Raw genomic sequence first — 23366 nt, forward strand, 5'->3', positions numbered from 1 at the left:
GATTCGCCGTTATTAATGAACTGTGGTTCAATAATGGGGTGGCCCGGCCGAGGAGCATCACCGACGAGCGGTTGCTGGCCGCGGCGGAGACCGTGATCGGCCGCTGCGGCCCGGGTTTCACGCTGGCGCAGGTGGCTTCGGAGGCGAACGTCTCGGTCGGCACGGTCGCGCAGCGGTTCGGCTCGAAGAGCGGTCTGCTGCAGGCCATGAGCCGGCGGGCCACGCAGCGGGCGGTCGAGCAGATGCGGGAGTGCGCCGAGCGGGCGGACGACCCGGTCGACGGCCTGCGTGCCGCGGCGGTGTCGGTCTACGCGGTGCTCGGCGACGCCGAGGAGGCCGCGAACCACCTGGGGCAGCTCGGCGTGGACATCGGCGATCCCGTGCTGCGGTCGCTGCTGGGCGAGCACTTCACGGCGGTCGAGGACGAGCTGCGACGGCTCGTGCGGGCCGCGGCGCCTGCGCTGCCCCACGCGCCCAGCGTGCCGCGGGCGGCGCGCGCGGTGCTCGGCGTGATCAACGGAGTGTCGATCGACTGGTCGATCCGGCCGCACGGGCGGCTGGCCGACCGGCTGGCGGAAGACGTCGACGCGGTGCTGTCCGCGTGGCGGGGACGGGAGGGTTCATGAGCTTGGCGGGCAAGGTCGCCGTGGTCACCGGGGCGACCCGGGGCTGCGGGCGGGCGATCGCGGTGGAGCTGGGCCGCGCGGGCGCGACGGTGTACGTCACCGGCCGCACGACGCGCGAAACGACGTCACCGATGAAACGCCCGGAGACCATCGAAGAGACGGGCGAACTGGTGGAGGCGGCGGGCGGCAAGGCCGTCGTCGTCCGCTGCGACTTCACCTCGCAGTCCGATGTGGACGCTTTGAAGGTCCGCATCGAGTCCGAAGTGGATGGAATCGACATCCTGGTCGACGACGTCTGGGGCGGCGACATGTACTTCCACTTCGACGCGCCGTTCTGGGAGACACCCCTGGAGGACGCGCTCAACCTGACGCACAACGCGCTCGACACGCACCTGATCGCGCTGCACAAGCTGCTGCCGCTGGTGGTCGCGCGCCGCGGCCTCGTGCTCGAGGTGACCGACGGCGACAACGACGACTACGTCGGCGCGGGCCTGCCGTACTACCTGGCCAAGTGCGGCATCCGCGCGCTCGGCCGGGCGCTGGGCGTGGAGCTCGAGAAGAACGGCTGCGTCGGACTGGCCGTCACGCCGGGCTTCCTGCGCTCGGAGTCGATGCTCGACCACTTCGAGGTCACCGAGGAGAACTGGCGCGACGCGGTCGGCAAGCTCGCGCCGGTCGACTTCAAGATCTCCGAGACGCCTTATCTGCTGGCCCGCGGCGTCGCGGCTTTGGCGCAGGACCAGGACGTCGCCCGCTTCGCGGGGCAGACGCTGGCGTCGTGGACGCTGATGAAGGAGTACGGCTACACCGACATCGACGGCGACCGCCCGGACTTCGGCCGCTGGCTCACCGAAGTCCGCCACGCGGGCAAGGACCCGGCGACCACGCCACCGGAGGGCTTCCGCTGATTTCAGGCGAGGCCGGGGCGGGCGAGGCCGGTTTCGTAGGCCAGCACCACCGCCTGCACCCGGTCCCGCAGGTCCAGCTTCGCCAGGATGCGCCCGACGTGCGTCTTCACCGTCGCCTCGGAGAGGAACAGCGCCTCCGCGATCTCCAGGTTCGACATGCCCTTGGCGATCAGCACGAGCACCTCGCGCTCGCGGTCGGTCAGCACGTCCAGCTCGGCGGTGTCCCGCATCGGCGAGCCGCCCGAACCGACGAAGCGGTCGAGCAGCCGCCGGGTCACCGACGGCGAGACCACCGCGTCGCCCGAAGCGACCGCCCGCAGCGCCGACACGAGGTGGTCGGGCTGGGTGTCCTTGAGCAGGAACCCGCTCGCGCCGCCCTGCAGCGCCGCGTAGACGTACTCGTCGAGGTCGAACGTCGTCATCACCAGCACGCGCGCGGTGCCGGCGGCAACGATCCGCTTCGTGGCCTCGACGCCGTCGAGCACCGGCATCCGGACGTCCATCAGCACGACGTCGGGGCGCAGTTCGTCGGCCAGCTTGATGGCCTGGGCGCCGTCGCCCGCCTCGCCGACGACGTCGATGTCGGCCTGCGCGCCGAGCACCATCCGGAACCCGACGCGCATCAGTTCCTGGTTGTCGACGACCACCACACGGATCACTTGTCCAACCTAACCGGCAGGGCCGCGCGGACCTGCCACCCACCGCCCGGAGCGGGACCCACTTCCAGCGTCCCGCCGTACACGTGCGCACGCTCGCGCATGCCGATCAGCCCGTTCCCGCCCGGCAGGCGCGGGTCCCGCGCCGGGGTCAGCTGCCGGACGCGGCCGGCGCCGTCGTCGGACACCAGCACCTCCACCAGGTCGCCGGTGCGGTGCACCCGCACGGCCGCGGTCGCGCCGCGCCCGGCGTGCTTGAGCGTGTTGGTCAGTGACTCCTGCACGATCCGGTACACGCCCAGCGAGACACCGGCCGGCAGTTCGCCGAGGTCGCCGATGTCCAGCTCCACCGGCACGCCCGCCGCGCGCATCCGCTCGGCGAGGTCGGCGAGGGCGTGCGCGTCCGGCTGGGGCACGCGGGGTTCGCCGTCGGCGTCGTCGCTGCGGAGCACGTCGAGCAGGCGCCGCAGCTCGCCCAGCGCCCCGCGGCCGGTCTCGGAAATCGTTTGCAGGGCCCGCCGGGCGAGCTCGGGGTTGCTCTCGATCGCGTAGGACGCGCCGTCGGCCTGCACCACCATGACGCTCACCGCGTGCGCGACGACGTCGTGCAGCTCGCGCGCGATCCGCCCCCGCTCCTCCGCCACCGCGATCCGGGTGGCCTGGTCCCGTTCGGTCTCGAGCAGGTGCAACCTGGCCTCCACTTCCACGTCGTAGGCGCGCCGGGCCCCGACGAACTCGCCGAGGGTCCAGCACAGGGCGATGCCGAACGCCAGGAACACCCCCGAAAGGACGAGCTCGTCCTGGCCGGGGTCCAGCGCCAGCTGCACGACCGAGGCGACCACGACCGCGCCGACGTACACCAGCCCCTGCCGCCGCCCGGCGTAGACGACGACCGAGTAGATGCTCATCGCCAGCCCGGCGACGCTGCCGATGCCGAGCAGCAGCGTCGCGTGCACGATGCTGATCACCAGCACGACGTAGGCCGACCACAGCGGCGACTTCCGCCGGAACACCAGCGGCGCGACCATCGCGATGTTCACCGGCACGGCGACGTACCAGGGCGGCAGCTCCGAGACGTCGGCCAGGCCGTCCGCGACGAACAGCAGCATGTCGAACAGGCCGAGCAGGACGGCGAGCACCGTGTCGCCCGCCATGGGGTGGGCACGCATCCAGAGACTCAGCCGTCGCACCACACAACACTAGGTGCCGGGCCGGGGCCGTCGCGTCGGTCGCCGGTACCACCTTCGGTGCGACCTGCGGATGAGGAGCATGGCACGATTCACCCCGGGGTTGTCCGTACGAAGGCGGGGAGGGCTGGGGGCCGTGACGTCACCGGAGCAGGGCCGGCTCGCGGGTCCGCTGTCGATGTCGGTGGCCAACCTGTGCCACCGCCTGCAGTCGCAGGTCTCCGCGCGCACCGCGGCCGGGTTCGCCGAGGTGCTGCGCCGGCTCGGCGCGCCGCTGCAGGTGGCCGTCGCCGGCCGGATCAAGTCGGGCAAGTCGACGCTGGTCAACGCGCTGATCGGGCGCCGGGTCGCGCCGACCGACATCGGGGAGTGCACCCGGCTGGTGACCCGGTTCCAGTACGGCACGGTCGACCGCGTCGAGATCGTCTTCACCGACGGCCGCAAGCAGGTGCTCCCCTTCGCCGCCGACGGGATGATCCCGGCCGAGCTCGGCGTCGACATCGACCAGGTGTCGCACATCGAGGCCTACCTGACCAACGCCGTCCTGCAGGGCATGACGGTGATCGACACCCCGGGCCTCGGCTCGCTCGACGCCGCTTCGGTGTCCCGCACCGAGCAGCTCCTCGGCGCCGCGAAACACCGCAAGGACGAGGACGGCGAAGAGGGCTCGGACGAGCTCGACGACACTTCGCGCAACGCCGTCGCCGGCGCGGAAGCCGTGCTCTACGTCGTCACCCAGGGCGTCCGCGCCGACGACCAGCAGGCCCTCGCCGCGTTCACCGCCGCCACCGCGAGCCGGGAGGCGGGCCCGGTCAACGCGATCGCCGTGCTCAACAAGGCCGACACGATCGCACCCGAGTCGGTCGAGGGCGCCGGCGGCGACGTCTGGAAGGCGGCGACCATGCTCGCCGAGAAGCAGGCCTCGACGTTGAAGCCGCGCGTCGCCGACGTGCTGCCGGTGATCGGGCTGATCGCCGAGTCCGCCGAATCCGGCGGCTTCACCTCCGCCGACGCCGAGGCGCTGCGGCAGCTCGCCGAGCTCGACGACGACGTCCTGCAGACCATGCTGATCTCGGCCGACATCTTCACCAGCTGGGAGTGCGACGTCCCGGCCGGCACCCGGCTGCGGCTGCTGGAGAAGCTCGACCTGTTCGGCGTCTCGCACGCGGTCGAGGCCATCCGCAAGGAACCGGAGATCACGGCGGGCGCGTTGCGGCGGTCGCTGCTCGACGCGTCCGGCCTGGAAGCGGTGCGGCAGCGGCTGTCGGTGGTGTTCGCCGCCCGCGCCGACGGCATCAAGGCGGCCGCCGCCCTCGCCTCGGTCACCGCGCTCGCGCACGCCTCGGCCGACCCCGCCGAACGCCAGCGCGTCCACGACGCCATCGAGGTGCTGCTCGCCAAGCCCGAGGCCCACCAGCTGCGGCTGCTCGAAGCGCTGACGCTGGTCGCTTCCGGCGCGGTCGACATGCCGGAGGACCTGTCGGAGGAGGTGCTGCGGGTGGGCAGCAACGCCGACATCGGCGCCCAGCTCGGCAAGCCCGGCGCGCCGCGCCCGGAGCTGGCCGCGCACGCGCTGGAACGCGCGGGCTGGTGGCGGTCCTTCGCGTCCTTCGGCGCGACGCCCGCGCAGAGCCGCGTCGCGCACGTCGTGCACCGGGCGTACTTCCTGATCTGGCAGCAGGTCCGCGAACCGCAAGGCTGAGTTTGTTTCTCCTTGCCAACTTTCGCTGGTCACCCCGCTTTCCCGCGTACTGTGAAAACGTGCGCCTAGAAAACACGACATCCTGGCGAGCCGGCTGGAGCAGCGAGACGGAGATCGACGTCGCGCTGTACATCCGTGACGCCCTGGCACTGTCCGTTTCCGAAGGGCAGGTGCTGCCGCCGGTGGAGCCGCAGGTGCCGGTGCACATCCCGCCCGAGATCGACCGTGCGGCCGTCCAGGCGCAGTGGGCCGACTGGTGGACCGACCTGCTGGCCTTCCTCCGCAACCGCGAAGACCCGGACCCCCGCAGCCCGCGCACCCGCTACGGCAGGCCCGCGCTCGCCCAGGGCTCGGCGATGCGGCAGGCGGTCGAGTTCTTCACGCCGCTCGCGGCCAGTCACTTCGCCAACGCCCGCGGCCCCGCCCTGCGCGGCTCGGGCGAGCCGGCGGGCGGCACCCCGTGGGCGCCCGGCTTCTACCGGCGCCAGATCGTCGCCGGCGAGCGGCTCGGACAGCTGGTGCGGGAGGCCGAGGTGCGGCAGGGGCGGCGCGCGTACCCCTTCCGCCTGAACGTCATCGAGATCTCCGTCGCCGGGCCGATCTGGCTGCGCACGGCCGAGGACCAGGTGCTCGTCTCGTCCCGGCTCGCCGAGGACGGGCCCGGCCTGGAGGCCGTGCTCCGCGAGGTCATCGACGAACTGGTCTGACCCCGGCCTTTCATAAACCGAGCACGCGGTCTGATAATGGACCGCATGGAGACGACCGTCGACGAGCCGTCGTGGCTGCGCACCGGGTCCTGGATCGGTTGCCCGGTGGCCGGCGCCGCGCTCGGCGTGGGTGTCTGGGCCATCGCCGCCTGGGTCAGCGACCTGCCCGCCTTCCCGTTCCAGGGCGTGTTCAAGGTGCTCACGAAGCTGCCGCAGCCGTGGGCGACGCTCGCCGCGGTCGCCGGCGGGCTGGTGCTCGGCCTGGTGTTCGCCGCGATCTGGGCGCACGAACGGCTGGTCGTCACGGTGTCGCCGACCCGCGTCACCCTGGTCCGCGGCGACAAGACCCGCCGCATCGAGGCCGACCTCGAAGCGGTCTACCTCGACGGCAAGGAGCTCGTCCTGCGCACCACCGACGGCCGCGAGATCGCCAGGGAGAAGACCGACCTGCGCAACCACGAGCTGGCGCCCGCCTTCGCCGAGCACGGCTACCCCTGGCACGACGAGCCCCCTGTCGAACGATGAGGACCGTCGATCCGGCCAAGCACGCGGCCAAGCGCCGCGCGATCGTCGACGCCGCCGCGGGCTGCTTCGCGGAAAAGGGCTTCGAGCGGACGACGACCGCGGACATCTGCCGGGCCGCGGGCATCAGCTCCGGCAGCCTCTTCCACTACTTCCCCAGCAAGCGCGCGGTGTTCACGGCGATCTTCACCGACGACGCGGCCGAGACGGCGGAACGCCTGGAAACCGCGGCGAAGGCCGGCGACCCGCTGGCCGCGCTGCTCGACGTCGTCGAGGAGCTGGCGGGGCAGGTCGCGCAGCCGGGGGTCGTCCGGATCGTGCTGGAAGCCGCCGCGCAGGCCGCCCGCGACGACGAGTTCGCCCAGCTGATCCACCGCAACGACAGCGCCCTGCGCGATGGCTTGGCGGTCCTGGTCGAGCGGGCCGTCGAGGCCGGGCTGATCGACCCCGGAGTCGCCCCGCGCGCGGCCGCCGGATGGGTCGCGGGACTGATCGACGCGATGATCTCGCGGGCCAGTCTCGACCCCGGCCTCGATTTGCCCGCCGAACAAGCGATCCTCCGGACGATCCTGATCCGGTTCCTTCGCCCGGTTTCGCCACCGGCCGGCGCCTGAGTCCGCCAAACTGTGGTCATGGCGTGGTTTCGCAAGGACGGAACCGACGGCGGCGCTGCCGCGTCGGACACCGATGTGCACCCCTTGCAGCAGCAGGTAAGTGATCTCGAGAGGGCCCTCGCAGATCGCCAGGCGTTGATCCAGATGTGCCTGTACGCGCTGGACCGCGCCCGCAGCGGCGGTGTGGTCGAACGCCTCGAGGAAGGGCTCGCCGCGATCGGCGTCCAGGCCCTGCGGCCCGACGGCGAGCGGTTCGACCCGGCCCGCCACGAGGCAGGCGGCGCGATCCCGACCGACGACCCCGCGCTCGACGGCGTCGTCGCGGAAACCGAGGTCACCGGCTTCGCCGACCACGACCGGCTGCTGCGAGCCCCGATCGTCACCGTCTACGCGAAGAAGACCCCGTGAGCGCGCCGACCGCGCCGAGCCTGCCCGCGCAGGTCGCGGCGGCCCGTGACCAGCTGCTGACCGTCGTCCGCGACGCCGACCCGGCCGCGGCCAAGTGGGTCGAGGACATCCGGAAGGCCCGGCCGAAGAAGCCGGCCGTCGTGGTCGTCGGCGAGACGAACCGCGGGAAGAGCTCGCTGGTCAACGCGCTGCTCGCGCGGCCGGGACTGTCCCCTGTGGACGCCGACGTCGCCACCGCGACCTACCTCGTGTTCGACCACGCCGACGCGTGGGGTGCGCAGGCCTGCTACCCCGGTCAGCTCGCGCCGGTGCCGATCGACCTCGGCCAGCTGATCCACTGGGTGTCCGCCGCGCACGAACTGCCGCCCGGCCAGATCCCGCCGCGGTACGTCGAGGTCACCGGCCCGGTCCCGCTGCTGGAACGCCTTTCGCTGGTCGACACCCCGGGCGTCGGCGGGCTCGACTCGATGCACGGCGAGCTCGCCAAGGAAGCCGCCGCGGGCGCGACCGCGCTGCTGTTCGTCGTCGACGCCTCGGCCCCGTTCACCGCCAGCGAGCTGCAGTTCCTGCGTGACGTCGGAGAGCGCGTCGAGACCGTGGTGTTCGCGCTGACCAAGGTCGACATGTTCCGCGGCTGGCGCGAGGTCATGGAGGCCGACCGGCAGCTGCTGCGCGAGCACGCGCCCCGCTTCGCCGACGCGGTGTTCCACCCGGTGTCGGCGCGGATGTTCGAGACCGCGGCGAAGGCGCCCAACGAGCAGATGGCCGCGATGCTGCGCGAGAAGTCCGGCATCGCGGCGGTGCAGACCGCGTTGCAGGAGCTGCTCGTCGGCCGGTCGGCGATGCTCGCCGAGGCGAACACGCTGCGCGCGCTGTCCAGCGCGCTGGGTGAGCTCAAGGCGAAGCTGCAGGCCGAGAGCCGGGCGCTGTCCGCGGGTGAGGCCGAGGCCGAGCAGCTGCGCGAGCGCCGTGACCAGCTGCAGGCCGAGCGCCGGACGTCGACCCGGGGCTGGCAGCTGAAGCTGCGCGGCGAGGTGCAGCGCACCCGCGTCGAGGTCGGGCACGAAAGCAGCCGGCAGATGCGGGACGCGCAGACCCACTTCCGCCAGCTGATCGACGCGGCGAAGCGCGACGAGCTGGCCGCGCTGCCGCAGCAGGTCGACATCGCGCTGCAGACGACGTCGCAGCGGATCTCGATGCTGCTCTCGCAGCGCCTGAACCAGGTCACCAACGTCTCGCTGTCGGAGCTGTTCTCGCCCGAAGAGCTCGACGTCATCCGCGCGCAGTTCGCCAGGGCGGGCGGCCCGCCGGTCGTGCTGCGCCCGCCGGACAAGAAGCCGCCGACGGCCGAGGACAAGCTGCTCGTCTTCATGGGCATCTCCGGCGGTGTCGGTGCCGGCAAGGTGGCCGCGCTGCCGCTGGCCGGCGTCGCGATCCTCAACCCCGTCGTGCTGCCCGTGACGATCATCATCGGCCTCGGCGCCGGCTGGTGGATGGCCCGCACCCGCAAGCACGCGGCGGACAAGCAGCACATGAAGCAGTGGCTGGTCGAGGCCATCGCGGACGCCCGCTCGACGCTCGACCAGCTGGTGGCCGAGCAGCTCATCGAGGCCGAGCAGCAGCTGTCGATGGCCCTGGACGAAGCACTGGGCCGGCGCATCGACGCCATCGAGGCCGAGCTGAAGGAAGTCGACAAGACGATCAAGATGGGCGCCCAGGAACGCGCCAAGAAGATCGCGATCGTGTCGAAGCGGCTCAAGGAGGTCAGCGACGGCCGCGAGCGCGCCGAGGCCTTCCTGACCCGCATCCGGGCGCTCCGGGACAAGACCGCCTGACCGCCGACCACCCGGGTGGTCCGGTTGTGGAGCGGAACCGAACGGGCCTACGGTGAGTCATACCCTCAGACAGCAGGTCAGAGACGGCGTTACCCGGTTCAAAGGGGGAAGTCCCATGTGGGTCGACGAGAGCGGCGGCAGCGACACCGACGCGAGCAGCCCGGACGCGATGACCGTCCACGTCGACGGCCAGGATTACCAGGCCGAGGTCAACTACGACGTGAACGAGGACGGCGTCAACGACACCGCGATCATCGAACACGACGACGGCACGGCCCAGGCCTTCATCGACACGAACCACGACGGCGAAGCCGACCAGTACGCCGTGCTGGACGAGACCGGGCACGTCGTCGAGCAGGCTGTCTACGACGAGGCCAGCGGCGAATGGGTTGAATCGGGCACATCCGGCAACCACGACGACTCCGACACCGGCGGCCGGGACGACAGCTCCGGTGGCCACATCCACGCCGACCTGCCGGACGGTGAGGTCGACGCGGGGGTGGCGACCATCGACACCGACCACGACGGGCACAACGACACCGCCATCGTCGAGACGAAGAGCGGTGGCACCATCGCCTTCACGGACAAGGACGGCGACGGCGAAGCGGACATCGCGGTGCAGACCGACGCCGACGGCACGACCACGACGTTCGAGCACTCCGGCCCCGGCCAGTGGACCGAAGTCTCCAGTGGACTGATGGACTCCGGGAGCGAGCAGCAGCTCGGCGACCCGGCCGCGGACGCCGAGTGGGGCGGTGCCGGCACGCAGACCCTGGAGGGCGTCGCGCGCATCGACTCCGGCACCGGCCAGTGGATTTCGCCGAACTGAACGTAACCCACGTCACAGTTTGAAAGCCCGGGGCAGCTGCCCCGGGCTTTCTTCATGTCTTCAATGAAAACAACCAGGTCACAGTCGTGACGGCGACCACCGGAAGATTTTCGCCGAATGCACCGATCCGGTGACGTCTGAATCGATTCCCTTATCGTTCTTGTGAGAGAACGTACACGTCAGCTCTCGGTTACCTGCCGGTCATGCGGCTACTCTCAAGGAATCCCAAATCACGCACACCGGTTCGCCAGCCGGTGTGCGAAGCCATTCGGTCGCCGGCAATGACGCCCGCACCGGGACAGCGTCGTTCCGGTGTGGGCTCTTTTGTCGTCGGAAGTCAGGAGTAGAGATGACCGCAGTCGCCATCCCCGGACTGGACACCGCGCCGACGACGCACAGTGGCGTGCTGTCCTTCGTCCGGGAGGTCGCCGAGCTGACCACCCCGGACCGCGTGGTGTGGGTCGACGGGTCTGACGAAGAAGCCGCCCGGATCAACCAGGAGCTGGTCGAAGCCGGCACGTTCGTGCAGCTCAAGTCGAAGCCGAACTCCTTCTGGGCCACTTCCGACCCCAACGACGTCGCCCGCGTCGAAGACCGCACCTTCATCTGCTCGGAGCGTCCCGAGGACGCCGGTCCCACCAACAACTGGATGGACCCGGCCGAGATGAAGGCCACGATGACCGAGCTCTTCCGCGGCTCGATGCGCGGCCGCACGATGTACGTCATCCCGTTCTGCATGGGTCCCCTCGCCGACGAGAATCCCAAGCTGGGTATCGAAATCACCGATTTCGCCTACGTTGTCGCTTCGATGCGCGTGATGACCCGCGCGGGCAAGGCGGCCCTCGACAAGTTCGTCGCGCCGGATGGCAGCGAGCGTGAATTCGTGCCGGCCCTGCACTCCGTCGGCGCGCCGCTCGAGCCGGGTCAGAAGGACGTTTCCTGGCCCTGCAACGAAACGAAGTACATTTCGCACTTCCCCGAAGAGCGCGCGATCTGGAGCTACGGCTCGGGTTACGGCGGCAACTCGCTGCTGGGCAAGAAGTGCTACTCGCTGCGCATCGCTTCGGTGATGGCGCGCGACGAGGGCTGGCTCGCCGAGCACATGCTGATCCTCAAGCTGATCTCGCCCGAGGACAAGGTCCACTACGTCGCCGCCGCGTTCCCGAGCGCGTGCGGCAAGACCAACCTCGCCATGCTGCAGCCGACCATCCCGGGCTGGCGCGCCGAGACCCTGGGCGACGACATCGCCTGGATGCGCTTCGGCGAGGACGGCCGCCTGTACGCGGTGAACCCCGAGTTCGGCTTCTTCGGCGTCGCGCCGGGCACCGACTGGCACACCAACCCGAACGCGATGCGCACGATCGAGAAGGGCAACACGGTCTTCACGAACGTCGCCCTGACCGACGACGGCGACATCTGGTGGGAGGGCATGGAGAACCAGCCCGCCCACGCCACCTCGTGGAAGCACCAGGACTGGACGCCGGACTCGGACGAGAAGGCCGCCCACCCGAACTCGCGCTACTGCACGCCGATGTCGCAGTGCCCGATCCTCGCGCCGGAGTGGGACGACCCGAAGGGCGTGCCGATCTCGGCGATCCTGTTCGGCGGCCGCCGCAAGACCACCGTGCCGCTGGTGAACGAGGCCCGCGACTGGCAGCACGGCGTGTTCATGGGCGCCACCATGTCGTCGGAAACCACCGCCGCGGCAGCCGGCGCGGTCGGCAACGTGCGCCGCGACCCGATGGCGATGCTGCCGTTCCTCGGCTACCACGCCGGTGACTACTTCAAGCACTGGCTGACCCTCGGCAAGAACGCCGACGCGAACAAGCTGCCGAAGATCTTCTACGTCAACTGGTTCCGCCGCGGTGACGACGGCCGGTTCCTGTGGCCGGGCTTCGGCGAGAACTCGCGCATCCTCAAGTGGGTCGTCGAGCGCGTCGAGGGCCGCGGCAACGCGGTCGAGACGCCGGTCGGTTTCGTGCCGCGCGCGGAGGACCTCGACACCGAGGGCCTGACCGAGCCGCTCGAGGACATCCAGGCCGCCCTCGACGTCAAGCCCGAGGAGTGGCGCGACGAGCTGCCGCTGATCGAGGAGTGGTTCGAGAAGATCGGCGACAAGGTGCCGACGTCGCTGCGTGACGAGCTCGACGCGCTGGCCCAGCGCCTCGGCTGAGCTAGCTGAGACAGAAGGGGACGTCCCGATCGGGACGTCCCCTTCTGCCGTTCCCGGTAGTTTCGAGGCCATGAGACCGTTCCGGTTCGGCGTCGATCTGGTGGTGCCCGGGTCCCGGGCCGAGTGGGTGGAGAAGTGCCGGAAGGCCGAGGACCTCGGCTACGACGTCGTCGGCGCGGCCGACCACGTCGGGATGGCGCCGCCGTTCCCGGCCCTCGTGCTCGCCGCCGAGGCGACCGAGCGCGTCCGGCTCAACACGTTCGTCATCAACGCCTGCTTCCACAACCCGGTGCTGCTCGCCCGGGACGTCACCGGCACCGACCAGTTCACCGCGGGTCGTCTCGAGCTGGGGCTGGGGGCCGGGTACGTCGAGGCGGAGTTCCACGCGGCCGGCATCGAGTGGGGCACGCCCGGGCAGCGGTTCGCGCGGCTCGAGCGTGCGGTCACCGAGCTGAAGCGGCTCTACGCCGACCCTTCGCACCGGCCGGAGCCGGTGCAGAAGCCCGGCCCGCCGCTGCTGCTCGGCGGGCGCGGCGACCGCGTGCTGAAGCTGGCCGCGGAGCACGCCGACATCGTCGGGTTCACCGGAACCGCCGCGACCAAGGTCGAGGGCCGGATGGCGCTGGCCGGCGCCGCCGAGCTCACCGAGCGCGTCGAGTTCGCGCGCAAGGCCCTCGGCGACCGCGACGCCGAGCTGAACCTGCTGGTGCACGTCACCCGGATCACCGACAACCGGCGCGGGGCGCTGGAGGCGGTCCACCGGCGCGTCCCGGACCTCGGCACCGCCGAGCTGGCCGAGCTCCCGACCGTCCTCGTCGGATCCGCGGACGCCGTCGCCGACCAGCTGCTGCGCACCCGTGAAACGCTCGGGATCAGCTACTTCACGGTGATCGAAGACGACCTGACGAGGCTGGCCCCGGTGATCGAGCGCCTCCGCGGCCGGTGAGTACCTTGGTCCTATGACTGGGGAAAAGCCGTTCCGCTTCGGCGTCAACATGGTCGTGCCGGGCAGCCGCGCCGCCTGGATCGAGAAGTGCCGCAAGGCCGAGGACGTCGGCTTCGACGTCCTCTCCGTGGCCGACCACCTCGGGATGGCCCCGCCGTTCCCCGCGCTGGTGCTCGCCGGCGAAGTCACCGAACGGGTCCGGCTCAACACCTTCGTGCTGAACGCGCCGTTCTACAACCCCGTGCTGCTCGCCCGCGACGTCACCGGCACCGACCAGTTCACCGACGGCCGTCTCGAGCTGGGGCTCGGCGCCGGGTACGTCAAGGAGGAGTTCGAGGCCGCCGGGATGCCGTTCCCGTCCGCGCGCGAGCGCGTCGACCACCTCGAACGCACGATCACCGAGCTCAAGCGGCTGTACGCGGATCCGGAGCACAAGCCCGCGCCGGTGCGGAAGGCCGGCCCGCCGCTGCTGCTCGGCGGCCGCGGCGACCGCGTGCTGAGCCTGGCCGTCGAGCACGCCGACATCATCGGCTTCACCGGCACGGCCAAGACCCCGGACGGCGCGCCCCTGGCCGGGGCCACCGCCGAGGAGATCGACGAGCGGGTGGCGTTCGTGCGCGCGAAGCTCGGCGAGCGCGAGTCCGCGGTGGAGTTCAACCTGCTCTGCCAGTTCGTCAAGATCACGAACGACCGCGCGGCCGGGCTGGCCGAGCTCGAAGGGCTCCTGCACGGCCGGCTGACCGCCGAGCAGATCGGCGAGCTGCCGACCGCCTTCGTCGGCACCGCGGCGCAGATCGCCGACCAGATCCGGGGCCACCGGGAGCGGTTCGGGTTCACCTACTTCACCGTCCTCGAGATGTTCCTGGACGAGTTCGCGCCGGTCCTCGAACACCTCCGATGATCGACGCGAAGGCGCTCGGCGTCCTGGCCGGCGAGCACTGGCTGTTCGACGACCTCGACTTCTCCGTCGACCCCGGTGAGTGCGCCGCGATCGTCGGGCCGAACGGCGTCGGCAAGTCGACCCTGATGCGCTGCTTCTACGGGATGCAGAAGCCGCAGCGGGGCCGGGTGCTGGTGGACGGCCGTGCGCCGGACGAGCGGGACGTCGAGTTCCGCCGCAAGGTGTCGGTCCTGTTCGACGACTCCGACTTCTTCGCCGAGCTGACGCCGTTGCAGCACCTGGAGCTGCTGTCCGGCTCGTTCGGCGCCGACCTCGGCGACCACGAGGACCTGCTGCGCGACGCGGGTCTGGGCGAACGCATGCGCGTCACGGCCGGGCACTTCTCCGCGGGCCAGCGCCGGCGGCTGCTCCTGCTCGGCGTCACCGCCCGGCCGCACCGGGTGCTGCTGCTGGACGAGCCGGAACGCGCGCTGGACACCGCGGGCAAGGAGTGGCTGGTCGAGGTGATCGCCCGGTCGACGGCGGCCGGTGCGGCGGTCGTGGTGGCCACCCACCACCCGCCGCTGCTCGAAGCCGCGGACAGCGTGCTCGAACTGTGGTGACACTGACGCCGAGGCGGATGCGGGTCCCCGGCCGCAAGCGGTTCGGCGGGATCTTCAGCGGCGACACCGCGACCTTCGTCTTCCTGTTCGGCTTCGGGTTCCTGTTCACCGCGTTCTTCCACGTCGACGCCTGGCGCCCGGCGGTCTACGGCTCGGCGAACGTGGACTTCCCGGCCGTGCTCGGGCTGCTCACGCTGTGCTGCGCGGTGGCGTGGCGCGGCCTGCTGCGCCGCGGCTTCGTCTGGGTCGAACCGGCGGAGCTGACCTGGCTCGACTTCGCGCCCGTGGACCGCGGCCGCGTCGTCACGCTCCGGCTGCTCGGCGCCTGGACCGGCGTGGTGGCGGTGACCGGCTACCTGGCGGCGCTGCTGCTCGCCGTCGGCGGGGCCGGGCTCGACCAGTGGCGCGCGGCCGTCGCGGTCGTCGCCGCGACCGGCGTGGTGGCCTTCGCCTCGGCCCGGCGGACGTCCCGGTGGTTCGACGCGCTCGGGCCGTTCGTGCTCGCGGTGCTGGGGCTGGCGGTCGCCGCGCTCGGCCTCGGCCCGGTGACCGTCCAGGTCGTCGCCGCCGGGGTCGTGGTCGCGGCGCTGCCGCTGGCGTTCGGCGGCGAGCCGGTCTCGCGCGCGGGCCGGGCGGCGCTGCTCGCCGGGTGGGACGGCCGGGTGCTGCGCTCGGTCGCCGTCACCTTCCTCGACCCGATGATGCTGCTCCCGCCGTCCGCGCCGATCGGGCGGGTTTCGCTGCGCCGCCCGACGCCGCTGCGGCTGGCCTGGGCGGGCACGCTCGGCCGGTCGCGGTACGCGGGCGCGGCGGTGCTGGTCGCCTTCGCGGTCGTCGTCGCGCACATCGCGGTGCCGACGGTGCCGGGCGCGGTCCTGATCGGCATCGGCGCGTACGTCGCGCTGACGCCGTTCGGCGCGGGGCTCGGCGAGCTGTGGCGCAACCCGGGCCGTCGCCGGTGGCTGGGGTCGGGGAACCGGGAGCTGGTGCTGACCCACGGCCTGGTGCTGGCCGGTGTCGGCCTGCTCTGGGCGGTCGTGCTCGCCGTCGTCACCCTCGCCGCGGGGACGTCCTTCGCCGCGGCCGCGTGGCTCGCCGTGCCGCTGTCGGTGCTCTCGATCCTGCGCACGGTCACCCGGACCGCCGTCGACTACGCCAACCCGGCGTTCGTCGACACCCCGATGGGTCCGATGCCCGCCAACCTCGTCCGCCAGCTCTTCCGCGGGCTGGACCTGCAGGTTCTGGGCACCATAGTGCTCTCCCTCGGCATTTGACCTAGTCTCGTTCCGACGAAGGGAGCAGCCCGTGGGAGGCGGACACGCACCGGGAGTCGGACGCAGGGGAACCAGCGAGTTCCCGCCCGGCTGGACCAACGAGCACATCATCTCCGTGGTCAAGGACGTCGCGAACGACCCGAGTGAGGCTCGCCGGCAGCAGCAGAACGGCCGCTGGCGGTGCGCCGGCGAGCGGTACAACGTGCACCTGATCGTCCTGGTCGAGGAGAACGGGCACGTCCACACGGCCTACCCCGTGGCGGGTCCCGGCGTGGTCCGCAACCCGGACACCGCGCGCGACCCGGCGAACCCGACGGTCGCCGACCTCAAGGAGAACCGCATCAGCTTCTTCGCCGACAGCGTCCTGACCACCGTCGGCGACCGGCTGTCCCCGGAGGACTACACGCACTACCGCACGCTGCTGTGGGCCGGCGAGTGGGAGGAGCTGGCGGACGTGCTGGCCGCGCACGCGGTCAAGGTCGGCCTGCACCTCTCACCCGACGAGTTCTCCGACTTGGAGAAGCTGCTCAACAGCTACGACCTGCCGGTGCCGGGCTGCGCGTTCCTCAACGACCGCGAACACATCCTGCGGCAGCTGCGCCCGGTCTAGCTCGCCTGGGAAAGCGGTGGTGACGCCGCCGGCGTGACCACCGCCCGCAGCTCGTCGAGCGGCAGCCCGACGGCGTCGGCGATGGCGGTGACCGTGAAGAACGCCGGCGTGGGGATGCGGCCGGTTTCGATCTTCCGGAGCGTCTCGACCGAGATCCCGGCCTCGGCGGCGACGTCGACCATGCTCCGGCCGGCCCGCGCCGTCCGCAGCGCCTGGCCGAGGCGTTCGCCCCGTTCGCGCTCTTCGTCCGTCAGCGGCACTCGCACCATGAACCCGATTCTAATACCACTCGAGTTGTCCACTGCCTGTGGACAACTCTGTGCACAGGTGTGGAAAGGGCCCCGCCGAACGTCCGTTCGGCGGGGCCCCACTACTGCTTGTGGTGTCAGGCCCCCGGAGGCACCGGAAGTGCCACTCCGGGCAGGCTCTGGTCGTTCGGCACGACGCCGTCGATCAGGTAGGCCTCCACGACCTTGTCCACACCCGCGTTGCCGCCGGCGTAGATGCCGTGGTCACCCTCGCCGGTGATCGTCAGCATCCGCGAACCCGCGAACGCCTTGTGCGCGCGCCGCGCGCCCTCGATCGGCGTCGCCGGGTCGTGCTCGGACTCGACGATCAGCACCGGCGGGACACCCTTGCCGTCCAGCACGGGCAGCGGGGACGGCGGCTTCTTCCAGAACAGGCACGGCTGGATGAACCAGCCCGCGCCGAGCAGGGGCAGCTGCTGGTCGATCAGCTTCTGCGACTGCTTGATGGCGCTGTTGGTGCTGCCGGTCCACGGACCCTCGTTGCACGGGATGGTCCAGAAGCTGGCGTCGTAGGCGTCGCCGTCGGTCGGCACCATCAGCGGCTGGGCGCCGGAGGTGTCGGTGCTCTTGTCGGCGGCCTTGACCTTCTGCGCGGCCGACGTCTTCGCCTGCGCCGACGCCGTGCCCTGGGTCAGCGTGCGGACGCTGACCAGGTAGTCGGCCAGGCCCGGGAAGGACCGCTTCGAGTAGATGCTCGACGCGATGAACGAGTCGAGACCGTTGGCCGACACGGTCGAGCCGTCGGGCAGGGTGACCGCGCCCTGGGTCAGGGCGAAGCGGACCTGCTCGTAGGTCTGGCGGGCCGCTTCACCGGTGGTGCCGAAGTGGTAGAGCTTGTCGTACTTCGCCATCCACGGGAGGAAGTCCTGCCGCCAGCGGCGCTCGAAGCCGAGCGGCTGCCAGTCGAACGACTTCTGCCAGGTCGTGGTGAACTCGGTCGCCGAGTCGAGCACGAACCGGCCGGTGCGCGTCGGGTAGGCCTGCGCGTAGTGCGCGCCCATCCAGGTGCCCGCCGAGTAGCCGACCCAGTTGATCTTGTCGCGGCCGAGCAGCGCGCGCAGCAGGTCGATGTCCTTGACCGTCTGGTCGGTGTTGATCAGCGGGCCCAGCTCGCCGGACTTCTGCTGGCAGGACAGCGCCGCGTACTTCGTGGCCTGCAGGATCAGGTTCAGGTTGTCCCGGCTGCGGTCGCGCGGGTCGAGGTCCGAGCCGGTGCCGATGGCACCACCGCAGGTGATGTTGGTGCTCTTGCCGGTGCCGCGCGGGTCGAACCCGACGATCTCCTGGTGCTCGCGCAGCTTCGTCTGGTTGCGCAGGCGGGCCGGGAAGTTGCGGCCGGGCGCGCCCGGGCCACCGGGGTTGGTGACGACGCTGGCGGTCGCGTCCTTGGTCGCCTTCAGCCGGCTGACCGCGATGGTCAGGTCGATCTGGGCGTTCGCCTGGTACCAGTTGCGCGGGGTCTTGTACGTCGCGCACTCCATGTCCTCGGCGCCGGCGGGCGGGGCCGTCGGCAGCTCGGAGGGGACTGCGCACTTGTGCCAGTCGAGCTTCTGGTTCGCGTACTGCGGCGGGATGTTCGTGGAGTTCAGCGGCTGGTTACCGGCCGCGACCTCCTGCCCTGCGAACGCAGGCGTGAACCCGGCCAGCAGGGTGCCGGCGATGGCCGGGATCACCACCGCGTAGCGGAGTCGTGTCATACGGTTGCCCCTTTTGGGTTTTCGCGTGCGGAGTCCGGCTATTGATATAGGGCCGGTGGGGGCGGGGCAACCGACGTTGGTCGGCATCGGCGGCCGGGGCGATCAAATCGATATCGGACAGACGTGACTCCCTGTCACCCAGGTCTTAAGGTCAGGCGGTCGGTTACGGGAGTGTTAGGTGAGGTCCGATGTCGACTGTGAAGCACGACGGGAAGGTGCGCGGGTTCCAGTTCAGCCCGTGGAACCTGCTCCTGATCGTCCCGCTGCTGGTCCTGGTCACGCCACTGTTCAATCTGGACGGGCCGCGGCTGTTCGGGATGCCGTTCTTCTACTGGTTCCAGTTCCTCTTCGTCGCGATCGGGGTGTTGAGCACCTGGATCGTCTACATGATGACGCGGGACAAGCCGACCGTTGACGCCCCGGACCGGCTGAGCGTCGAAGACCTGGACGAGGGGGACGCTCGATGAGCAACCTGCAGTGGCCCGAACTGATCATCTTCACGATCCTGTTCGCGCTGGTCACCGTCCTCGGCTTCCTGGCGTCGCGCTGGCAGCGCGGCGGCGGGCTGGACCACCTGGACGAATGGGGCCTCGGCGGCCGCAAGTTCGGCTCGTGGATCACGTGGTTCCTGCTCGGCGGTGACCTCTACACGGCGTACACGTTCGTCGCGGTGCCCGCGCTGGTGTTCAGCGCCGGCGCGCTCGGCCTCTACGCGCTGCCGTACACGATCGTCGTTTACCCGATCGTGCTGCTGCCGGCGCTGCGGATGTGGTCGGTCTCGCGGGTCCGCGGCTACGTCACCCCGGCCGACTTCGTGCGCGGCCGCTTCGGCTCGCCGATCCTGGCGCTGCTCGTCGCGATCACCGGCATCGTCGCGACCATGCCGTACATCGCGCTGCAGCTCGTCGGCCTCGAAGCCGTGCTGCGGACGATGGGCATCAACGGCTCCGGCATCGTCGGGCACCTGCCGCTGCTGGTCGCCTTCGTGATCCTGGCCTTCTACACCTACCAGTCCGGCCTGCGGGCGCCCGCGCTGATCGCGTTCGTCAAGGACATCCTGATCTACCTGGTGATCCTGGTGGCGATCATCTACCTGCCCTCGAAGCTCGGCGGCTGGTCGCACATCTTCGACACCGCGGTGGCCAAGTTCGACAAGACCCCGTCGAAGGCCGACGGCATCCTGCTGAACGCCAACAACCAGCTCCAGTACGCCACGCTCGCGCTGGGTTCGGCGCTCGCGCTGTTCCTGTACCCGCACTCGCTGACCAGCGTGCTGGCCTCGCGCGGCCGCAGCGTGATCAAGCGGAACATGGTCGCGCTGCCGGCGTACTCGCTGGTGCTCGGCCTGCTGGCGCTGCTCGGGTACGTCGCGATCACCGCTGGTGTCAAGCCGCTGACGAACGCGGCGACCGGCAAGGCGGACGGCAACACGATCGTCCCGGTGCTGTTCGACAGCACCTTCGCGTCGTGGTTCGCGGGCATCGCGTTCGCCGCGATCGGCATCGGCGCCCTGGTGCCGGCGGCGATCATGTCGATCGCCGCGGCCAACCTGTGGACGCGCAACATCTACAAGGAGTACATCCGCAAGAATGCGACGCCTGCGGAAGAAGCGAAGCAGGCGAAGCTCGCTTCGCTGGTCGTGAAGCTCGGCGCGGTGGCCGTCATCATCCTGATCGACCCGCAGTTCTCCATCGACCTGCAGCTCATCGGCGGCGTGCTGATCCTGCAGACGCTCCCGGCGGTCGCGCTGGCGCTGTACACGCGTTGGTTCCACCGCTGGGGCCTGATCGCGGGCTGGGTCGTCGGCATCGGCTGGGGCCTGATCATGCTGTACGGCATCCCCAACCCGGCCAACGGAAAGCTGCACTTCGGCGGCTCGGCCCTCCCGCTGGGCAACCTGTCGCTCTTCGGCTGGCACCCGTTCGCCGGTTCGCAGGTGCAGATCTACGTCGGCTTCGTGGCGCTGATCGGCAACCTGGTGATCGCGGCCATCGTCACGGTGATCGCCCGGCAGATGAAGGTGTTCAACGGCACGGACGACACCGAGCCCGAGGACTACCACACCGACGAGCACGACAAGAACCTCCGCCCGATCGGCGTCCACTAAGGACGATCGAGCCTGGTGATCAGGGTTCGTGACCCGAGGTAGAGCACCACGCCGTTGAGCAGGTGCCAGAGGAAGTGCGTGCCGGCCGGGACGTAGTCGCACACGTCCCGGTCGAGCCCGCGCAGGCTCAGCGAGAGCGCGAACACCGCGCCCGCGATGGCGAAGTGCGTCCAGTAGGCGTCGCGCTTGAAGGCGAGTACCGCGGCGAAGACGCCGAGGCCGATGAGGGCGCCGAGGTAGAGCCCGCCGCCCAGCAGCGCCGTGACGACAGTGAGCGCCAGGAATGCGGGAGCGGCGAGCCCCGCGAATCGGCGGCTCCAGTGCTCGCGCGCGAACAACACGGCGTACACCAGCATGAAGAGCAGGATGGCGGCCGAGTCCCCGACACCGGCCCACCGCGTCGCGAACAGGTGGAAGACGGTGCTCGCCACGAAGACGAGCCCGATCAGCCCGGCCAGCAGGCGCCCCAGCCGGTCCCCCGCGGCCAGCCGCCACACGAGCACGGCGGCGACGAGGAACGCGAGGCCGCTGAGATCGTTGAGCGGTTCTCCCCAGAGCCCGGGCGCGACCCGTTCGCAGTACCCGTCGACGTAGTCCGTCACACCGACAGCCAACCACGGCTAGCGTTGGTGCCATGAGCGACGCGGTGAGCCGGTTCCCGGTGACGGAACTCGAAGACCTGCCCGACAACCTGCGCGAGCGCGTCGGCGTGATCGCGGAGAAGTCCGGGTTCACGCCGAACATCTTCCGCGCGCTCGGGCACCGCCCCGCCGAGTTGCGCGCCTTCCTCGACTACCACGACGCCCTCATGGAACGCTCCGACGGCCTGAGCAAGGCCGAACGCGAACTCGTCGTCGTCGCGACGTCCGGGGCCAACCACTGCACCTACTGCGTGGTCGCGCACGGTGCGATCCTGCGCATCCGCGCCAAGGACCCGGAGCTGGCCGACCGCGTGTCGAGCAACCCGTGGCAGGTCGAGCTGGACGAGCGCGGGCGCGCGATCGTCGACCTCGCGCTCGCGCTCGCCCAGGACTCGGCGTTGTTCGGCGAAGGCGACCTCGAAGCGGCGCGCAACGCGGGCCTGACCGACGACGAGATCTGGGACGTCGGCGCGATCACGGCGTTGTTCGCGATGTCGAACCGGCTCGCGCACCTGACCGCGCTGCGCCCCAACCCGGAGTTCTTCCTGCTCGGCCGGGTGCCGCGCTAGAGCTCGAGGCGCCAGGTCTCGTCGGTCAGCTCCGGGCCCCAGTCGTCGAAGTCCTCTTCGCGGACGAGCTCGAACCCGGCGGCGCGGTAGATCGAGCGCGCCGCGGTCAGGATGGAGACCGTGGACAGCTCCATCCCGCGGTAGCCGTGCGCCCGCGCGAACTCGACACACTCGGCGACCAGCCGCTTGCCGACGCCGTGACCGCGCGCCGCCGGTTCGAGCAGCAACAGCCTCAGCTTCGCCGTGTCCGGGTCCGGCCCGCGGGTGCACGCGATGCTGCCCACGCGTTCGCTGTCGAGCTCGGCGATCCAGAACGCCTGCCGCGGATCGTCGCGGCCGTCGGTGAAGTCGGCCACGACGCGCGCGACGAGTCCCTCGAACCGGGCGTTGAAGCCGTACTCACGGCCGTAGAGCGCACCGTGCCGTTCCACCACCCAGCCGAGGTCACCCGGTCGTGGCGGGCGGAGGACGAGCGCCGGGTCGCGACGGCGGTCGCCGACGATGTCGCCGATCGTGCGCATCGCGGTCAGCAGGCGCTGCTGGTCTTCGTCGGCGAAGCGGCTCAGCAGCCCGCCGATCTGGTCGGTGGACCGGCGGTTGAGCACCGCGAACGCGTCCCGGCCCGCCGCGGTCGGCCGGACGAGCTGGCGGCGGGCGTCCTCGTCGGACCGTTCGCGCGCGATCAGCCCGCGCGCTTCGAGGCGGGCGAGCAGCCTGCTGGCGTAGCCGGCGTCGAGGTCGAGGCGTTTCCGCAGGTCGGTGACCGGCATGGGGTCCTGGTGGGCGAGCTCGAAGAGCACGCGGGCTTCCGGCAGCGAGTACTCGGCGTCCGCCGGTCCCTCGTCGAGGACCCCGATGACCCCGGTGTAGAGCCGGTTGAAGGCGCGGACCGCGGCCACCCGGTCGGCCTGCTGCACGTCGTTCATTGACCACCTCAACAAGTTCGTTGACTAAGTCAAAGATTACTCGGGCAGACTGCTCCGGCAAGAGGTTTTCGGCCGGGGTCCGGATATGGGAAACCCCGCGATGCTGCCAGGTCGGGGGTCCGCCAGCATCACGGGGTCGTACTGGGTATCGACGCCGCTTCGCGCGGCGTTACACCTCGAGCACTATGTGGCATAGGTCACTCGAATGGGCGACCGCCACGGGGTGAGAGATCAGCGCATGTACGCGGAGCGAGCCTGCGCGATCGCGATGAGTTCCTGACGGACCGTCGCGGTCGCGGCGGTGTCGATCGCCCGGTTCAGCGCCCGGCGAGTGCGAACCTCGGCGCGACGGGCACGGAGCTTGGCGGCGATGTTGTTCATCGGTTTCTGCATCCCCTTCGGAGGGTCTTGGTGGTTGTGCCTCTAGTATGCACCTTTTTTCACAAGGAATCCAACGATCATCCGGTGACTTGGCACACCTGCCGATGAATCATCGGCAAACTTGGGCATGGGCCGGAGAGATCGAGGGTGGCGGCGGTCACCGCGGAGCAACCCGGCTACCGGCGTCTAAGTGTTTCTAGTGAATTCTCAATAAGTGGCTAGCGACGCTGATAGACC

At 70.5% G+C, this 23366-nt stretch carries 25 protein-coding genes; 18 read left to right on the forward strand and 7 right to left on the reverse strand.

Annotated features, from left to right (window positions below; all coding sequences use genetic code 11):
- Positions 1-38 precede the first annotated feature (38 nt).
- Both ACH54P_RS29915 and ACH54P_RS29920 read left to right on the forward strand, forming a co-directional pair.
- A complete protein-coding gene (locus ACH54P_RS29915; RefSeq protein WP_489906666.1) occupies positions 39-626 on the forward strand; it encodes a TetR/AcrR family transcriptional regulator in 588 nt (195 codons plus the stop codon).
- Positions 623-1534 (forward strand): SDR family NAD(P)-dependent oxidoreductase, encoded by a 912-nt coding sequence (locus tag ACH54P_RS29920; protein WP_489906667.1) that lies wholly within the window; start codon positions 623-625, stop codon positions 1532-1534. The genes ACH54P_RS29915 and ACH54P_RS29920 overlap by 4 nt, the downstream gene beginning before the upstream one ends.
- Positions 1535-1536: 2 nt before the next feature.
- Here the strand turns inward: ACH54P_RS29920 and ACH54P_RS29925 are convergent, their stop codons facing one another.
- Positions 1537-2193: a response regulator gene (locus ACH54P_RS29925; RefSeq protein ID WP_489906668.1), complete on the reverse strand. Its 657-nt coding sequence runs from the start codon at positions 2191-2193 to the stop codon at positions 1537-1539.
- Positions 2190-3359, reverse strand: a complete 1170-nt coding sequence (locus ACH54P_RS29930; protein WP_489916708.1) for a sensor histidine kinase — start codon at positions 3357-3359, stop codon at positions 2190-2192. Before ACH54P_RS29930 ends, ACH54P_RS29925 begins: the two co-directional genes overlap by 4 nt.
- Positions 3360-3555: 196 nt before the next feature.
- Here ACH54P_RS29930 and ACH54P_RS29935 point away from each other — a divergent pair, with 196 nt between their 5' ends.
- The 13 genes from ACH54P_RS29935 (at position 3556) to ACH54P_RS29995 (ending at position 16500) form a co-directional block, all read left to right on the forward strand.
- The gene (locus ACH54P_RS29935; protein WP_489916710.1) at positions 3556-5079 is read left to right on the forward strand and encodes a dynamin family protein; all 1524 of its coding nucleotides are present in this window, start codon (positions 3556-3558) and stop codon (positions 5077-5079) included.
- A gap of 59 nt (positions 5080-5138) precedes the next feature.
- Positions 5139-5786 carry a hypothetical protein gene (locus tag ACH54P_RS29940; protein ID WP_489906669.1) on the forward strand — a complete coding sequence of 216 codons (648 nt, stop codon included), beginning with the start codon at positions 5139-5141 and terminating at the stop codon, positions 5784-5786.
- Between the two features lie 45 nt (positions 5787-5831).
- Complete coding sequence (locus ACH54P_RS29945) at positions 5832-6311, forward strand: YqeB family protein (protein WP_489906670.1); 480 nt, start codon at positions 5832-5834, stop codon at positions 6309-6311.
- Positions 6308-6922, forward strand: a complete 615-nt coding sequence (locus ACH54P_RS29950) for a TetR/AcrR family transcriptional regulator (protein ID WP_489906671.1) — start codon at positions 6308-6310, stop codon at positions 6920-6922. Before ACH54P_RS29945 ends, ACH54P_RS29950 begins: the two co-directional genes overlap by 4 nt.
- A gap of 18 nt (positions 6923-6940) precedes the next feature.
- The gene (locus ACH54P_RS29955) at positions 6941-7330 is read left to right on the forward strand and encodes a nucleotide exchange factor GrpE (protein ID WP_489906672.1); all 390 of its coding nucleotides are present in this window, start codon (positions 6941-6943) and stop codon (positions 7328-7330) included.
- The gene (locus tag ACH54P_RS29960; protein ID WP_489906673.1) at positions 7327-9165 is read left to right on the forward strand and encodes a dynamin family protein; all 1839 of its coding nucleotides are present in this window, start codon (positions 7327-7329) and stop codon (positions 9163-9165) included. The genes ACH54P_RS29955 and ACH54P_RS29960 overlap by 4 nt, the downstream gene beginning before the upstream one ends.
- A gap of 115 nt (positions 9166-9280) precedes the next feature.
- Positions 9281-9994 carry a hypothetical protein gene (locus ACH54P_RS29965; RefSeq protein ID WP_489906674.1) on the forward strand — a complete coding sequence of 238 codons (714 nt, stop codon included), beginning with the start codon at positions 9281-9283 and terminating at the stop codon, positions 9992-9994.
- A 349-nt stretch (positions 9995-10343) separates the two neighbouring features.
- Positions 10344-12167 carry a phosphoenolpyruvate carboxykinase (GTP) gene (locus tag ACH54P_RS29970; protein WP_489906675.1) on the forward strand — a complete coding sequence of 608 codons (1824 nt, stop codon included), beginning with the start codon at positions 10344-10346 and terminating at the stop codon, positions 12165-12167.
- Positions 12168-12237: 70 nt separating this feature from the next.
- Entirely contained in the window at positions 12238-13113 is an 876-nt protein-coding gene (locus ACH54P_RS29975; RefSeq protein WP_489906676.1) for a TIGR03621 family F420-dependent LLM class oxidoreductase, read from the forward strand.
- Between the two features lie 13 nt (positions 13114-13126).
- A complete protein-coding gene (locus ACH54P_RS29980; protein ID WP_489906677.1) occupies positions 13127-14014 on the forward strand; it encodes an LLM class F420-dependent oxidoreductase in 888 nt (295 codons plus the stop codon).
- The gene (locus tag ACH54P_RS29985) at positions 14011-14616 is read left to right on the forward strand and encodes an ABC transporter ATP-binding protein (protein WP_489906678.1); all 606 of its coding nucleotides are present in this window, start codon (positions 14011-14013) and stop codon (positions 14614-14616) included. The genes ACH54P_RS29980 and ACH54P_RS29985 overlap by 4 nt, the downstream gene beginning before the upstream one ends.
- Positions 14610-15890, forward strand: a complete 1281-nt coding sequence (locus tag ACH54P_RS29990) for a hypothetical protein (protein ID WP_489906679.1) — start codon at positions 14610-14612, stop codon at positions 15888-15890. Before ACH54P_RS29985 ends, ACH54P_RS29990 begins: the two co-directional genes overlap by 7 nt.
- Before the next feature lie 31 nt (positions 15891-15921).
- Positions 15922-16500 carry an EndoU domain-containing protein gene (locus ACH54P_RS29995; RefSeq protein ID WP_489906680.1) on the forward strand — a complete coding sequence of 193 codons (579 nt, stop codon included), beginning with the start codon at positions 15922-15924 and terminating at the stop codon, positions 16498-16500.
- Here the strand turns inward: ACH54P_RS29995 and ACH54P_RS30000 are convergent.
- A complete protein-coding gene (locus ACH54P_RS30000; protein WP_489906681.1) occupies positions 16497-16769 on the reverse strand; it encodes a helix-turn-helix domain-containing protein in 273 nt (90 codons plus the stop codon). The two genes, ACH54P_RS29995 and ACH54P_RS30000, sit on opposite strands and share 4 nt — an antisense overlap.
- A 116-nt stretch (positions 16770-16885) precedes the next feature.
- A complete protein-coding gene (locus tag ACH54P_RS30005) occupies positions 16886-18505 on the reverse strand; it encodes an alpha/beta hydrolase (protein ID WP_489906682.1) in 1620 nt (539 codons plus the stop codon).
- 188 nt (positions 18506-18693) lie between these two features.
- Between ACH54P_RS30005 and ACH54P_RS30010 the strand changes: the two genes are divergently transcribed.
- Together ACH54P_RS30010 and mctP are read left to right on the forward strand one after the other, a co-directional pair.
- Positions 18694-18972: a DUF3311 domain-containing protein gene (locus ACH54P_RS30010; protein WP_489906683.1), complete on the forward strand. Its 279-nt coding sequence runs from the start codon at positions 18694-18696 to the stop codon at positions 18970-18972.
- Positions 18969-20612, forward strand: a complete 1644-nt coding sequence (gene mctP, locus ACH54P_RS30015) for a monocarboxylate uptake permease MctP (protein ID WP_489906684.1) — start codon at positions 18969-18971, stop codon at positions 20610-20612. Before ACH54P_RS30010 ends, mctP begins: the two co-directional genes overlap by 4 nt.
- On the opposite strand, the gene ACH54P_RS30020 is transcribed toward mctP, so the two are convergent.
- Positions 20609-21214, reverse strand: coding sequence for a hypothetical protein (locus tag ACH54P_RS30020; protein ID WP_489906685.1), 606 nt, complete (start codon positions 21212-21214; stop codon positions 20609-20611). The two genes, mctP and ACH54P_RS30020, sit on opposite strands and share 4 nt — an antisense overlap.
- Positions 21215-21246: 32 nt before the next feature.
- Here ACH54P_RS30020 and ACH54P_RS30025 point away from each other — a divergent pair, with 32 nt between their 5' ends.
- A complete protein-coding gene (locus ACH54P_RS30025; protein WP_489906686.1) occupies positions 21247-21822 on the forward strand; it encodes a peroxidase-related enzyme in 576 nt (191 codons plus the stop codon).
- Here ACH54P_RS30025 and ACH54P_RS30030 read toward each other — a convergent pair.
- Positions 21819-22748, reverse strand: coding sequence for a bifunctional helix-turn-helix transcriptional regulator/GNAT family N-acetyltransferase (locus tag ACH54P_RS30030; RefSeq protein ID WP_489906687.1), 930 nt, complete (start codon positions 22746-22748; stop codon positions 21819-21821). The genes ACH54P_RS30025 and ACH54P_RS30030 overlap by 4 nt on opposite strands.
- Before the next feature lie 231 nt (positions 22749-22979).
- Positions 22980-23129 (reverse strand): hypothetical protein, encoded by a 150-nt coding sequence (locus ACH54P_RS30035; protein ID WP_167441331.1) that lies wholly within the window; start codon positions 23127-23129, stop codon positions 22980-22982.
- Positions 23130-23366: the final 237 nt, after the last annotated feature.

The sequence above is a fragment of the Amycolatopsis sp. N2S4-7 genome (assembly GCF_058119595.1).

What these genes read in the sequence shown, in the direction of transcription:
- ACH54P_RS29920 (WP_489906667.1), top strand. Translation starts at nt 623, where the DNA reads ATGAGCTTGGCGGGCAAGGTCGCCGTGGTCACCGGGGCGACCCGGGGC.
- ACH54P_RS29930 (WP_489916708.1), bottom strand. Translation starts at nt 3,359, where the DNA reads ATGCGTGCCCACCCCATGGCGGGCGACACGGTGCTCGCCGTCCTGCTC.
- ACH54P_RS29935 (WP_489916710.1), top strand. Translation starts at nt 3,556, where the DNA reads ATGTCGGTGGCCAACCTGTGCCACCGCCTGCAGTCGCAGGTCTCCGCG.
- ACH54P_RS29945 (WP_489906670.1), top strand. Translation starts at nt 5,832, where the DNA reads ATGGAGACGACCGTCGACGAGCCGTCGTGGCTGCGCACCGGGTCCTGG.
- ACH54P_RS29950 (WP_489906671.1), top strand. Translation starts at nt 6,308, where the DNA reads ATGAGGACCGTCGATCCGGCCAAGCACGCGGCCAAGCGCCGCGCGATC.
- ACH54P_RS29955 (WP_489906672.1), top strand. Translation starts at nt 6,941, where the DNA reads ATGGCGTGGTTTCGCAAGGACGGAACCGACGGCGGCGCTGCCGCGTCG.
- ACH54P_RS29965 (WP_489906674.1), top strand. Translation starts at nt 9,281, where the DNA reads ATGTGGGTCGACGAGAGCGGCGGCAGCGACACCGACGCGAGCAGCCCG.
- ACH54P_RS29970 (WP_489906675.1), top strand. Translation starts at nt 10,344, where the DNA reads ATGACCGCAGTCGCCATCCCCGGACTGGACACCGCGCCGACGACGCAC.
- ACH54P_RS29975 (WP_489906676.1), top strand. Translation starts at nt 12,238, where the DNA reads ATGAGACCGTTCCGGTTCGGCGTCGATCTGGTGGTGCCCGGGTCCCGG.
- ACH54P_RS29980 (WP_489906677.1), top strand. Translation starts at nt 13,127, where the DNA reads ATGACTGGGGAAAAGCCGTTCCGCTTCGGCGTCAACATGGTCGTGCCG.
- ACH54P_RS29985 (WP_489906678.1), top strand. Translation starts at nt 14,011, where the DNA reads ATGATCGACGCGAAGGCGCTCGGCGTCCTGGCCGGCGAGCACTGGCTG.
- ACH54P_RS30000 (WP_489906681.1), bottom strand. Translation starts at nt 16,769, where the DNA reads ATGGTGCGAGTGCCGCTGACGGACGAAGAGCGCGAACGGGGCGAACGC.
- ACH54P_RS30005 (WP_489906682.1), bottom strand. Translation starts at nt 18,505, where the DNA reads ATGACACGACTCCGCTACGCGGTGGTGATCCCGGCCATCGCCGGCACC.
- ACH54P_RS30010 (WP_489906683.1), top strand. Translation starts at nt 18,694, where the DNA reads ATGTCGACTGTGAAGCACGACGGGAAGGTGCGCGGGTTCCAGTTCAGC.
- mctP (WP_489906684.1), top strand. Translation starts at nt 18,969, where the DNA reads ATGAGCAACCTGCAGTGGCCCGAACTGATCATCTTCACGATCCTGTTC.
- ACH54P_RS30025 (WP_489906686.1), top strand. Translation starts at nt 21,247, where the DNA reads ATGAGCGACGCGGTGAGCCGGTTCCCGGTGACGGAACTCGAAGACCTG.
- ACH54P_RS30030 (WP_489906687.1), bottom strand. Translation starts at nt 22,748, where the DNA reads ATGAACGACGTGCAGCAGGCCGACCGGGTGGCCGCGGTCCGCGCCTTC.
- ACH54P_RS30035 (WP_167441331.1), bottom strand. Translation starts at nt 23,129, where the DNA reads ATGAACAACATCGCCGCCAAGCTCCGTGCCCGTCGCGCCGAGGTTCGC.